The 11,686-nt window shown below is 66.6% G+C and carries 12 protein-coding genes, 1 tRNA gene and 1 pseudogene; 4 read left to right on the top strand and 10 right to left on the bottom strand.

The window, feature by feature from the left end; all coding sequences use genetic code 11:
• Positions 1 to 38 precede the first annotated feature (38 nt).
• Positions 39 to 284: pseudogene (locus ACP7DD_RS10045) on the top strand (LysE family transporter); the annotation flags it as partial.
• 10 nt (positions 285 to 294) lie between these two features.
• Here ACP7DD_RS10045 and ACP7DD_RS10040 read toward each other — a convergent pair.
• From ACP7DD_RS10040 to ACP7DD_RS10020, 5 genes are all read right to left on the bottom strand, one after another.
• The gene (locus ACP7DD_RS10040) at positions 295 to 816 is read right to left on the bottom strand and encodes a peroxiredoxin family protein (protein ID WP_426174652.1); all 522 of its coding nucleotides are present in this window, start codon (positions 814 to 816) and stop codon (positions 295 to 297) included.
• 240 nt (positions 817 to 1,056) lie between these two features.
• The gene (locus tag ACP7DD_RS10035; protein WP_426174651.1) at positions 1,057 to 1,698 is read right to left on the bottom strand and encodes a BON domain-containing protein; all 642 of its coding nucleotides are present in this window, start codon (positions 1,696 to 1,698) and stop codon (positions 1,057 to 1,059) included.
• The gene (locus ACP7DD_RS10030) at positions 1,691 to 2,287 is read right to left on the bottom strand and encodes a phosphoheptose isomerase (RefSeq protein WP_426174650.1); all 597 of its coding nucleotides are present in this window, start codon (positions 2,285 to 2,287) and stop codon (positions 1,691 to 1,693) included. Before ACP7DD_RS10030 ends, ACP7DD_RS10035 begins: the two co-directional genes overlap by 8 nt.
• 69 nt (positions 2,288 to 2,356) lie before the next feature.
• Complete coding sequence (locus tag ACP7DD_RS10025; RefSeq protein ID WP_426174649.1) at positions 2,357 to 2,716, bottom strand: YraN family protein; 360 nt, start codon at positions 2,714 to 2,716, stop codon at positions 2,357 to 2,359.
• A 2-nt stretch (positions 2,717 to 2,718) separates the two neighbouring features.
• Positions 2,719 to 3,984, bottom strand: coding sequence for a penicillin-binding protein activator (locus ACP7DD_RS10020; protein ID WP_426174648.1), 1,266 nt, complete (start codon positions 3,982 to 3,984; stop codon positions 2,719 to 2,721).
• A gap of 10 nt (positions 3,985 to 3,994) precedes the next feature.
• Here ACP7DD_RS10020 and rsmI point away from each other — a divergent pair, with 10 nt between their 5' ends.
• Positions 3,995 to 4,906, top strand: a complete 912-nt coding sequence (gene rsmI, locus ACP7DD_RS10015; RefSeq protein ID WP_426174647.1) for a 16S rRNA (cytidine(1402)-2'-O)-methyltransferase — start codon at positions 3,995 to 3,997, stop codon at positions 4,904 to 4,906.
• Positions 4,907 to 5,299: 393 nt separating this feature from the next.
• On the opposite strand, the gene ACP7DD_RS10010 is transcribed toward rsmI, so the two are convergent.
• Complete coding sequence (locus tag ACP7DD_RS10010) at positions 5,300 to 5,896, bottom strand: hypothetical protein (protein ID WP_426174645.1); 597 nt, start codon at positions 5,894 to 5,896, stop codon at positions 5,300 to 5,302.
• A 131-nt stretch (positions 5,897 to 6,027) separates the two neighbouring features.
• Here ACP7DD_RS10010 and ACP7DD_RS10005 point away from each other — a divergent pair.
• Both ACP7DD_RS10005 and ACP7DD_RS10000 read left to right on the top strand, forming a co-directional pair.
• Positions 6,028 to 6,104, top strand: a tRNA-Pro gene (locus ACP7DD_RS10005).
• Positions 6,105 to 6,285: 181 nt separating this feature from the next.
• Positions 6,286 to 6,702 carry a hypothetical protein gene (locus tag ACP7DD_RS10000; protein WP_426174643.1) on the top strand — a complete coding sequence of 139 codons (417 nt, stop codon included), beginning with the start codon at positions 6,286 to 6,288 and terminating at the stop codon, positions 6,700 to 6,702.
• On the opposite strand, the gene ACP7DD_RS09995 is transcribed toward ACP7DD_RS10000, so the two are convergent.
• Genes ACP7DD_RS09995 through bioB form a run of 4 tightly spaced genes read right to left on the bottom strand, consistent with a single transcriptional unit; the run spans position 6,679 to position 11,666 of the window.
• Positions 6,679 to 7,599, bottom strand: a complete 921-nt coding sequence (locus ACP7DD_RS09995; protein WP_426174642.1) for a hydroxymethylglutaryl-CoA lyase — start codon at positions 7,597 to 7,599, stop codon at positions 6,679 to 6,681. The genes ACP7DD_RS10000 and ACP7DD_RS09995 overlap by 24 nt on opposite strands.
• Position 7,600: 1 nt before the next feature.
• The gene (locus tag ACP7DD_RS09990) at positions 7,601 to 8,530 is read right to left on the bottom strand and encodes a 2-hydroxyacid dehydrogenase (RefSeq protein WP_426174640.1); all 930 of its coding nucleotides are present in this window, start codon (positions 8,528 to 8,530) and stop codon (positions 7,601 to 7,603) included.
• Positions 8,531 to 8,552: 22 nt separating this feature from the next.
• Positions 8,553 to 10,595, bottom strand: coding sequence for an acetyl/propionyl/methylcrotonyl-CoA carboxylase subunit alpha (locus tag ACP7DD_RS09985; protein ID WP_426174639.1), 2,043 nt, complete (start codon positions 10,593 to 10,595; stop codon positions 8,553 to 8,555).
• 42 nt (positions 10,596 to 10,637) lie between these two features.
• Positions 10,638 to 11,666 carry a biotin synthase BioB gene (gene bioB, locus ACP7DD_RS09980; RefSeq protein ID WP_426174638.1) on the bottom strand — a complete coding sequence of 343 codons (1,029 nt, stop codon included), beginning with the start codon at positions 11,664 to 11,666 and terminating at the stop codon, positions 10,638 to 10,640.
• Positions 11,667 to 11,686: the final 20 nt, after the last annotated feature.

The raw sequence follows: 11,686 nt of genomic DNA, 5'->3' as shown, positions 1-11,686 counted from the left end.
AGTTTGCCTTTAGCGGCACCCGCGGGCAAGATTCGGGCATGACTACTTCCACCGCCATCGCTTCTGTTGCCTCCGCCGTCTTTGCGCAGGGTTTCGCCCTGGGCCTGGGCCTCATCGTGGTGATCGGATCGCAGAACGCGTTCGTGCTGCGCCAGGGGCTGCGCCGCCAACACGTCGGCGTCGTCGTGCTGTTTTGCGCGCTGGCCGATGCGATGTTGTTGACCGCGGGAGTGATGGGCAACGATGTTCGTCATGGCCGCGCTGCTGCTGCGGCACGTGTTTTGATGCGGGTCGCTAGCCGGCGGCCAGCGCCTTTTGCAGCAGCGCGTGCAACTCGCCGAATTCCGGCTCGCCTACATAGCGCTTGAGGATCTTGCCGTCCTTGCCGATGATGAAAGTGGTCGGCGTCAGGGTAACGTCGCCGAACGCCTTGGCGATATCGCCGCCCGAGTCGAGCGCCACGGTGAACGGCAGCTTGCGCGTCTCGGTGAAGTTGACGACGTAGTTGGGCGGATCGTATTTCATCGCCACGGCGATAAATTCCATTCCCTGCCCCTTGAACTTGTTGTACGTTTCGACCATCTGCGGCATCTCCTTGACGCAGGTGGTGCACGACGTTGCCCAGAAATTCACCATCACCACCTTGCCGCGCATGTTCTGCGTGTTGACCTTGTCGCCGGCCAGGCTGATGAAGGTGACGTCGGGCGCCGCCACGCTGGTGCCGAGCGTCGCATAGCCGATGCCGGCGAGCGCGAGCACCAGCGCGCCGATTGCGGCCGGCTTGATCCAGGGACGGCGAGCGGCAGGGGAAGTCATGATGTCTTGAAGAGAATGGCAACCGGATCATTATAGACCCGTCGTGCCGGTCTTGCGCGAGGCCTTTACACCGTGGGGTCAGGTCTCTTAAGCAAACACCATAAGAGTGGAGCTTCCTTGAACCAGCAGTAATAAAGGTGTTTGCGTCGGGGCGATCTTCGGCGCCCGCCGCCGATTATTGCGCTGACATTCGGACATTCACGCATGAATGTCCGAATGTCAGACCTGACCCCAGCGTTTTTACAGCGGTACGCGCGACGAGGTTGGCTGCATGGCCCGCAGTTCGTCTTCAGTGATGTATTCGAAGATCTTGACCACTTTGTCGACGCCGGACATGCCGCGCGCGATGTCGGAGGCAATCTGGCCTTCGCGCTGCGTCACCCGGCCCATCAGGTAGACCGTGCCGCGCTCGGTGACGACCTTGAACGAGGTGGCCGAGATGGTCTTCATGTCGACCAGGCCGGCCTTGACCTTGGTGGTGATCAGCGCATCCGACGAGCGCGACGTGTAGCTGGCCGGGGGGGCCACCACCAGTTCGTTGGCGATCGATTGCACGCCGTCGATGGCTTGCACTTCGGCTTCGACCTTCGCCTTGAGGGCCGCGTCGGCCACTTCGCCGCTCAGCAGCACCTTGCGGTTGAAGCTGGCGATGTTGACGTGCGCGTCGGGGCCGGCGATTTTCGGCACGCGCAATTCGGCCTTGACGGTGATGGTCTTGTCCTCGGTCTGCGCGCCGAGGGTGCGGCGGTCGGCGGTGGCGACGGCGCCCATCACGGCGGTGCCGACCATCATCTCGACGCAACCGGACAGGCTGGTCAGCAGGGCTGCGCACAGGATCGCTTTCGCGAGCGGGCACTGAAGTGGCTGGCCAAACTTACTCATTCTCATCTCCTCCAAACAGGGCGACATCGATGCCGTCGCAAATACAGTGGATCGTCACCAGGTGAACTTCCTGGATACGGGCGGTACGGGTATGCGGTACGCAGATGTGGACGTCGGCGTCGGTCAGCATGTTGCCAAGCTCGCCGCCATCCTTGCCCGTCAGCGCGACGACGCGCATCTCGCGCTCGAGCGCCGCTTCGACGGCGGCCAGCACGTTGGCCGAATTGCCCGATGTCGACAGCGCCAGCAGCACGTCGCCGGCCTGGCCGAACGCCTGCACCTGCTTCGAGAAGATCTCGCGGTAGCTGTAGTCGTTGCCGATGGCGGTCATGATCGAGGTGTCGGTGGTCAAGGCCAGCGCCGGCAGTGGAAAGCGCTCGCGCTCGAAGCGACCGACCAGTTCGGCGGCGAAGTGCTGGCAGTCGGCCGCCGAACCGCCGTTGCCGCAGGCAAGGATCTTGTTGCCATTGGACAAAGCGGCGAACATCAGGTCGATCGCTTCGGAGATGGGCTGGGCGAGAATCGGGGCCGCCTTGAGCTTCAGGTCGGCACTTTCCTGGAAATGGGCGAGGATGCGTTGAGTATTCATAGTGTGGCGATTATAGTGCAGTGACCAGCTGAGGCGGGCAAGCGCGGTAAAAATTGCTTACACCTTCACTCACGCTTCGATGGCGTTGCGCAGCCAGGTCAGCTCGCCCGCGTCGATCGCCACCACGTCGAAGCGGCACGGCGGCGTTTTCGGCAATCGCAGCAGGTAGAACTGGGCGGCGCGCACCAGGCGCCGGATCTTGGCCGGCGTGATGCTGGCGGCCGCTCCGCCGGCGCTGGCGTCGGCGCGCTGTCGCACTTCGATGAACACCAGCGTGTCGGCCTCGCGCATGACCAGGTCGATCTCGCCGCCCTTGCACTGGAAATTCGCTTCCACCAGCAGCAGGCCGTGGCGCTGCAGGTGCGCCAGCGCCACCTGCTCCCAGTACCGGCCCTTTTCCTGCTTGGCGCTGAGGCGGCTGCCCCACATGGTCAGCGCCCGTCAGGCACCAGGGTATAGCCGCCGCCCTGGTACACCGCGGCCGGCTGCACCCGCTCGAAGCGCGCCTGCCCTCTGCCGAAGCTGACCGACAGGCGGCCGGTGACACCATCGAGTACGAAGTCGGCGCCCGGGCGCTGCGCGATTTCGCGCGCCACCCGGAAGGCGTCGATGCCGAGCGCATACAGGCGATCCATGTCGAGCGTGCGGGTGGTGCCGAGCCAGCGCGGATAGACCATCACCGCCTGGTGCGACGGCTGCACCTGCCAAGGCATGTCGAGCAGGCGCATGCCGTCGAGTTCAGCGATCGATGCATCCGGTCCTGGATTGACCGACGAAGTGCCGTAGGCGGGCAGGTCGGCGCCGACAGCGCCGCGCACCTGGCCGGCCTGGCTCGGGTCGAGCGCGGTGAACACGAAGGTCGGCGGGGTCGTCGTGATCTGCGTGCGCAGCTGGCCGAGGGCCGCTTCGTTCAGGTAGCCGTTCGAGTCGGCCAGCACGATCGTCTGCGACTTGTAGCCCAGCTGCTTCCACTGCGCCGCGAAACTGTTGGCGATGCGGCGCTGCCAGGCCGACGCGCCGGACACGATCAGCGCCGCGCCGCCGGGATGCTCGGACGCGGCCCACTTGGCCACCTGGCGCGCTTCGTCTTCGATCGACAGGCCGATCACCAGCATCTGCGCCGGCAAGGTCACCGCGCGGGCAGTCGCTTCCGGGTGGTTCAGGGCGATGGTCGGCTTGGTCACCAGGGCACTGGTGGCCAGCGCGGTGACGGCCGAACGGGCCAGCGGGCCGACCACGATATCGTTTTGCCTGAGCGCGCCGACGTAGGCGTCGAGCGTCTCTTGCGGGCTGTCGCCGGTGTCGATCAGGTTGACGGTGAAGCCGGCGCGGTCGCGCTCCCAGGCGGCCATGAAACCGGCGCGCAGGGCGTCGGCCGGGGTGCCGAGCGCCGCCGAGCGCAGCGGCAGCATCAGGCCGATGCGCACGGCGCGTTTGGCCGCCGGCGCCGCGTCGGGCGGCTCGACCGGCATGGTCTGCATCGGCGCGGCCGGTTCGGGCCGCGCGGCCGGCGGTGGCAGCACGGCGTCGGCCCGCGGCCTGTCGACCGCGCGTGCCGGCGGCGGCACCGCACTGTATGATTCGACAGGCGCGCACGATCGGCCCGGCAACTCGCATGGCGTGCTGCAGCCGCCCAGCGACAGCATCGTTATTCCTGCAAGCGCGGCGAACAGGCCCTTGAGACTTTTAATCGGCATCACAATCCTTATGACAGAAATCCAGTCCAGTCCGATCGCGCAACTTCCCGTTATCGGCGAAGCGGCCAACCAATCCTATCCTACCGCAACACTGTACATTGTCGCCACTCCGATCGGCAACGTGACCGACATCAGCTTGCGCGCGCTGCAAGTGCTGGCGCTGGTCGACGCGGTGGCCTGCGAGGACACGCGCAACACCGGCAACTTGCTGACGCGCTTCGGCCTGTCCAAGCCGATGATCGCGGCGCACCAGCACAACGAGCGTGAAGTGGCCGACAAGCTGATCGCGCGCCTGCTGGCCGGCGAGCGCATCGCGCTGGTGTCCGACGCCGGCACGCCGGGCGTGTCCGACCCTGGTGCGCGCATCGTCGACGCCGTGCGCGCGGCCGGGCTGCGGGTGCTGCCGCTGCCGGGCGCCTCGGCGGCCATCACGGCGCTGTCGGCCAGCGGCCTGGTCAACGACCGTTTCTACTTCGTCGGCTTCCTCCCGGCCAAGGCCAGGCAGCGCGAAACGGCCTTGCAGGAACTGGTTGCGGTGCCGGCGACGCTGGTGTTGTACGAGGCGCCGCACCGCATCCTCGATTGCGTCGAGGCGCTGGCCGGCGTGTTCGAGCCGACGCGCCAGGTCGTGTTCGCGCGCGAACTGACGAAGCTGTTCGAAGAGATCCACCGCTGTCCGCTTGGAGAGGCGCTGGCGTGGGTGAAGGCCGATGCCCACCGCGAAAAGGGCGAGTACGTGGTGCTGGTCGAAGGCGCGGTGGCCGGCAGCGACGCCGAGGAGATCGAGGCCGAGCGCATCCTCAACATCCTGCTGGGCGAATGCTCGGTCAAGCAGGCTGCCAGCCTGGCCGCGCAGATCACCGGCCGCAAGAAAAATGCGTTGTACGACCGCGCCCTCGCCATCAAGGGCCACCAGGCTTGACGAACCCCCGGGGTCAGTGAACCTGCGGGGGTCAGTGCCGACAAACGGACACGAACCTGCGGGGAACCCCCGGGGTCAGTGCCGACAAACGGACACGGGCTCGTCGGTAGTCTGCTCCTAGCGCTGAGCCAGTGTCCGAATGTCGGCACTGACCCTGGTGGGGTGGAGGGTGCCGCCGCGACAGGACGCTTTGAGGAACCTGCGGGGTCAGTGCCGACAAACGGACACGGCCTCGTCGGTACAATCAGCCTTAGTGTTGAGCCTGTGTCCGAATGTCGGCACTGACCCCGGCATGATGGGTACAATCAGCCTTAGTGTTGAGCCTGTGTCCGAATGTCGGCACTGACCCCGGCATGATGGGGCATGGCGCTGACCGCGGCATGTTTGCATACATCACCACTTGCAGCCGCTGTCTTTCTTGTCGAGCAGCAGGATGAACGGCGCCAGCAGCCCGCCCGGAACGCCATCCTTGCAGTTGCGCCGCTTGGCCCGGCCGATCGCGCGCGCAGCCCTAGTTTCGGTCTCGAGTTCCTTTTTCGGCAGCTGGGCCACGGCCATGCCTTCGCGCGCCGGATCAGGCGCGTTCGCCAGCAGGCGCGCCATCTTGCGCGCCGCTTCGGGATCGAACCTGGGCGCGGACGGCGCCGGCGGCTCCACCGTGAAGGCGTCCGGCGCCGGCGGTGCCGCATCCGGCTGCTGCGGCAGCGCAATGACGTCGGGCGCCACGCGCCGCTTCGCCTTGGCGGCCTGCGCGCGCGGCGCGCTGGCGGCCGATGGCGCCGGCTCGGCCTTGGGCGGCTCCGGCGACGGCGGGCGCAGCCGCAGCACCAGGGGCGCGCGCGCGGGCTCGGCCTGCTGGCGCGGAGCCGGCTCCTGGCGCCAGGCGAACAGCCACGCGGCGTGCAGCAGGAACGACAGCGCCAGCCCCACCAGCAGGGGCGGCACACGCAGGCCGCTAGTTTCGCTTTGGAATGTCAGGGTTCGGTTCACGCTGTTGGGCAAATTTTTGGTGGCCTATGGTCGCATAACTTGTACGGATGGCAACCGGTATGCCGGAAAACTCATAAAAAAGGCGGCCAACCCTTGACCGGGCCGGGTCGAGCCGTTATGATTCGGGTCCTCGGAGTGTGGCGCAGTCCGGTAGCGCACCTGGTTTGGGACCAGGGGGTCCAAGGTTCGAATCCTTGTACTCCGACCAGTATTTAGCATCAACGACAAAGCCGACGATTTTTCGTCGGCTTTGTCGTTTCTGCCTCTTCCTTCTTCCTGACCTTCATTGATCGCCAAAGTTCTGCGCTAGTGCAAAGACCTCATTGCCGCACGGAAATAATATGACTTCGTCGCACGGTCAATCCCTTCCGTTCACTACCGAGGTCATGATGAACAAGGCAAGCTGTTTCTCCATCGCCGCACTGTGCCTTTGCGCACTCACCGCCAACGCCGGCACCATCACGCAAAGCGCGTCGCTCGGCGCGCCTGCCGAAGCGAGCCTGCAGTTGCTGGCCCTGTCGGGCGCCGATCAACTCGACATGGACGTGTGGAACCGCAGCGTCGCCGTGGCGCGCGAGTTGCCCGACCTGGTCGCGCGAACCGTGTTGACCGGTCCGGTCGCCAGCGTCAGGTACGCGCCGCTCGGCACGCCGGCGGGCGAACTGGCCGGCGGCCAGTCCGGCATGCAGGCGCTGTTCGCGCCGGGCCCGTCGCCGTTCTCCTTGATGCTGCTGGCGGCCGGGCTGGCGCTGGGCAGCTACACGCTGCGGCGCACGCGCATCTCAAGCGAGGCGGCGTGCGGCTAACGCATTGCCGGCGCGGCTGGCGCCCTTGCGGCCCAGCTGCTGCGAGATGAACTGACCGGCGTCCACCACCATGTCGAGATCGATCCCGGTCTCGATTCCCAACCCCTGCATCAGGTACAGCACGTCCTCGGTGGCGACGTTGCCGGTCGCCCCCTTCGCGTACGGGCAGCCGCCCAGCCCGGACACCGACGAGTGAAAAATCGACACGCCCACTTCCAGGCTGGCATAGATGTTCGCCAGCGCCTGGCCGTAGGTATCGTGGAAGTGGCCGGAGATGCCGTCGAGCCGAAATGCTCCGGCCGCGCGCAGCATCACCGACTGCGTCTTGCGCGCCGTCGCCACGCCGATGGTGTCGGCGATGTCGATCTCGTCGCAGCCCAGGTCGCGCATGCGCGCCACCACATCGGCCACCGCATCCTCCGGCACCTCGCCCTGGTACGGGCAGCCGAACGCGCAGCTGACCGATGCGCGCAGGCGCAGGCCGTTCGCCTTGGCCGCCTTTGCCACCGGCTCGAAACGGGCAATCGATTCGGCGATCGAACAGTTGATGTTCTTTTGCGAGAAGGCCTCGGAGGCAGAGCCGAAGATCACCACCTCGCCCGCGCCGGCCGCCAGCGCCGCCTCGAAACCTTGCATGTTGGGCGTCAGCGCCGAATAGATGGTGCCGGGCCGGCGCGTGATCTGCGCCATCACCTCAGTACTGGTGGCCATCTGCGGCACCCATTTCGGCGACACGAACGACGCCGCCTCGATGTTGAGGAATCCGGCGCGCGACAAGCGGTCCACCAGCTCGACCTTGACCGCTGCCGACACCGACTCCTTCTCGTTCTGCAGGCCGTCGCGCGGGCCCACTTCGACGATCTTGACCTTGCCCGGCAAATTAGCTTGTGTGTTCATCTCAGTATCCTTTGCTGCGGTCGACGACGTCCGCCACCGGCTCGCCGTTTTCAAGTGCGTTGATCTTGCCGGCGATCTGCAGCACGCTGTCGTGCAGCACCGTGAGCGCCGAAATATGCGGGGTCATGCTGATGCGCGGCTCTTCCCAGAACGGATGCGGCGCCGGCAGCGGCTCGTTGCGGAACACGTCGAGCGTGGCGCCGGCCAGGTGGCCCGAGCGGATCAGCGTCAGCAGGTCCGGTTCGGCCACCAGCGCGCCGCGGGCGACGTTGATCAGGTAAGCGCCCTGCGGCAGTTGCGACATCCTGGCGCGGTCGAGCAGCGCGGTTGTCTCAGGCGTCAGCGGCAGCATGCACACCAGTACGCGCGTGCCCGCGAGGAAGGCGTCCAGGCTGTCCATGCCGGCGTAGCAGGCGACGCCGTCGACCTGCTTGGGCGTGCGGCTCCAGCCGCGCAAGGGAAAGCCGAAGTGGCCCATCGTCTCGAGCACGCGGCTACCCAGCTTGCCCATGCCGAGCACGCCGATGCTGAAGTCCTGCTTCTCGAACGGCGGCAGCGGCGCCCAGATGCCGCGGCGCGCCTGCTTCTCGTAGTCGTCGAAACGGCGGAAGTAGCGCAGCACCGCGTGCGCCACGTATTCGGCCATCTGCACCGCCATGCCGGCGTCGCCCAGACGGATGATCGGCGCGGCCGGCAGCGCGTCGCCGAACTTGAGCAACGCGTCGACGCCGGCGCCGGCCAGAAAAATCGCTTTCACATGCGTCAGCTGCGCCAGCAGCGCTGCCGGCGGCGCCCACAGCACCGCGTAGTCGCACACCGCTTCCTGCATCTCTTCCCGCCACACCAGGACGCCGACGCCCGGCATCACCGCGGCAAAATCGCGCACCCAGGGATCGAGCTGGCCGTCGGGCCGGTAGAGAAGAATTCGCACGCTGGTTTCCTCGATTGAGTGTTTACTCCACAGCGAAAGCGAGCAGCGGCGCGCCATCGGCCACCTGGTCGCCGACTTGGTACAGGATTTCCTCGACCAGGCCGTCGGCCGGCGCGGCGATCGTGTGCTCCATCTTCATCGCTTCCATGATCACCAGCGGATCGCCCTTCTTGACCTGCTGTCCCTTGGACGCCAGCACCGCCACCACCTTGCCGGGCATCGGCGCGGTCAGGCGACCGCCGGCCGCCTCAAGCTCGCCGGCATGCGCCATCGGGTCGTTGTAGGCCAGGACGAAATGGCGGCCGCCGGTGAACACGTGGAAGTTCTTGCCGTCGCGGCGCACCGCGCCGTGCATCGACGCGGCGCCCAGCTTGATCGACAGTTCGGCGCCGTCGCGCGCCATCAATTCCATGTCGGCTTCGACGCCGTCCAGGTCGAGATGCCAGCCGCCTGTGTGGTACGTCACGCCCAGCTTGTAATCGTTCTGCTCGGTGCCGGCGGTGTAATCGTCGGCGAACGAGAGCTGGCGCCGGTAGTTGCCGTTCAGGCGCCAGCCGAGCGCGTTGCCGAACGGGTCGTCGCGGTTGGCCGAAACGGCCACCGCTGCCTGCTTCTCCGCGGCGATCAGGGCCGCCGCTGCAAACGCCAGCGCGCCGAGCGGCGCGGCTGCCGGCGCCGGGAACAGGGAGTCGCCGTTGCGCTCGATGAGGCCCGTGTCGAGGTCGGCCTGCGCGAACGCGCTGCCTTCGACCAGGCGCTTGAGGAAGGCGATGTTGGTGGCCAGGCCGACGATGCGGAACTCGGCCAGCGCGGTCGACATGCGCGCCAGCGCCTGGGTGCGGTCGGCGCCCCAGACGATCAGTTTGGCGATCATCGGGTCGTAGAACGGCGAAATGGCATCGCCTTCGCGCACGCCCGAATCGATGCGCACCGGCGCCGGATCGCCGTTGGCGCCGGCGCCGAGCTCGAAGCTGACCGCGCCTGGGCTATCCATGTGGCGCAAGGTGCCGATCGACGGCAGGAAGCCCTTCTCGGGGTTTTCGGCGTAGATGCGCGCTTCAATCGAGTGGCCATGGATCGCCAGTTCGTGCTGCGCCATCGGCAGCGGTTCGCCAAAGGCGACGCGCAACTGCCACTCCACCAGGTCGGTCCCGGTGATCATCTCGGTGACCGGATGCTCGACCTGCAGGCGCGTGTTCATTTCCATGAAGTAGAACGAGCCGTCCTGGTTGGCGATGAATTCGACGGTGCCGGCGCCGACGTAGCCGACCGCCTTGGCCGCCGCCACCGCGGCCTGGCCCATGGCGGCGCGCCGCTCCGGCGGCATGTTCGGCGCCGGAGCTTCTTCCAGCACCTTCTGGTGGCGCCGCTGCACCGAGCAGTCACGCTCATGCAGGTAGACGCAGTTGCCGTGGCTGTCGGCGAATACCTGGATCTCGATGTGGCGCGGGCGCGTCAGGTATTTTTCGGCCAGCACCTTGTCGTCGCCGAAGGAGCTGATCGCCTCGCGCTTGCACGAAGCCAGCGCCGCCTTGAAGTCTTCCGACTTCTCGATCACGCGCATGCCCTTGCCGCCGCCGCCGGCCGACGCCTTCAGCAGCACCGGGTAGCCGATGCGGTCGCCCTGCGCCTGCAAAAAGTCCGGATCCTGCTCGTCGCCGTGGTAACCCGGCACCAGCGGCACGTCGGCGTGCTCCATCAGCGACTTGGCGGCCGACTTCGAACCCATCGCCCGCATGCTTGAAGCCGGCGGCCCGATGAAGACCAGGCCGGCGGCCAGGCAGGCGTCGGCGAAGTCGGCGTTCTCGGACAGGAAGCCATAGCCCGGATGGATCGCTTCGGCGCCGGTGGCCAGCGCGACGGCGATGATCTTGTCGCCGCACAGGTAGCTTTCCTTGGCCGCGGCGGGACCGATCAGGACCGCCTCGTCGCAGACCGCCACGTGTTTCGCGCCGGCGTCGGCTTCGGAATACACCGCCACGGTCTTGATGCCCAGGCGGCGCGCGGTGGCCGCTACCCGGCAGGCGATTTCGCCGCGGTTGGCGATGAGGATTTTATTGAACATGCGTTGATTCCCGAAGCTTGGTTGATCAGTGAATAAGAGAACTTAGCCTCCGCAGGCCGCTTTTGGCGCCGAGTCGAGCGTGGAGGCGCGCGTGACAAGGCCCAGCTTTTCGAGCAGGGCGCGGTCGTCGGACGCTTCCGGGTTGTCCGTCGTGAGCAGCTTGTCGCCGTAAAAAATCGAATTGGCGCCGGCCAGGAAGCACATCGCCTGCACCGCTTCGCCCATCTGGCGCCGCCCTGCCGACAGGCGCACGCGCGCCTTCGGCATGGTGATGCGCGCCACCGCGATGGTGCGCACGAATTCGAACGGGTCGAGCGGATCGAGCCCGTGCAGCGGCGTGCCTTCGACCTGCACCAGGTGATTGACCGGCACCGATTCCGGATAAGGATTCAGGTTTGCCAGCTGGGCGATGAGGCCGGCGCGCTGGGCACGCGTCTCGCCCATGCCGACGATGCCGCCGCAGCACACCTTCAGGCCGGCGCTGCGCACCTTGCCGAGCGTGTCGAGGCGATCCTGGTATTCGCGCGTCGAGATGACGTTGTTGTAGAACTCGGGCGCGGTATCGAGATTGTGGTTGTAGTAATCGAGGCCGGCGTTCTTCAGGCGGTCGGCCTGGCCTTCTTCGAGCATGCCTAGCGTGGCGCAGGTCTCAAGGCCCAGCGCTTTGACTTCGCGCACCATCTCTTCGACCTTGTCCATATCGCGGTCCTTCGGGCCGCGCCAGGCGGCGCCCATGCAAAAGCGCGTGGCGCCGTTGGCCTTGGCCTGGCGCGCGGCGTCGAGCACGGTGTCGATGCCGAGCAGCTTCTTGGCCTCGACGCCGGTGTCGTAGCGCGCCGCCTGCGGGCAGTAGCCGCAATCTTCTTCGCAGCCGCCGGTCTTGATCGACAGCAGGGTCGCCAGTTCGACGTCGCCTTCGGGGAAGTTGGCGCGGTGCGCCGACTGCGCCTGGAACATCAGGTCGTTGAACGGCAGCTCGAACAGCGCCAGCACGTCGGCCAGCGGCCAGGTAGCCGCCTCCGGCAAGGTGATGGGCGCGCCCGGACGGACAAACGACAGTGATTGGGACATGGTGGATCCTTTGCGTTGAT

The sequence above is a fragment of the Massilia sp. TWR1-2-2 genome, from assembly GCF_049897565.1.
In the GTDB taxonomy this organism is placed as follows: Bacteria; Pseudomonadota; Gammaproteobacteria; order Burkholderiales; family Burkholderiaceae_D; genus JAFCUW01.
The sequence above is the reverse complement of the archived record's forward strand: the minus strand, read 5'-3'. Positions and strand labels throughout refer to the sequence as shown.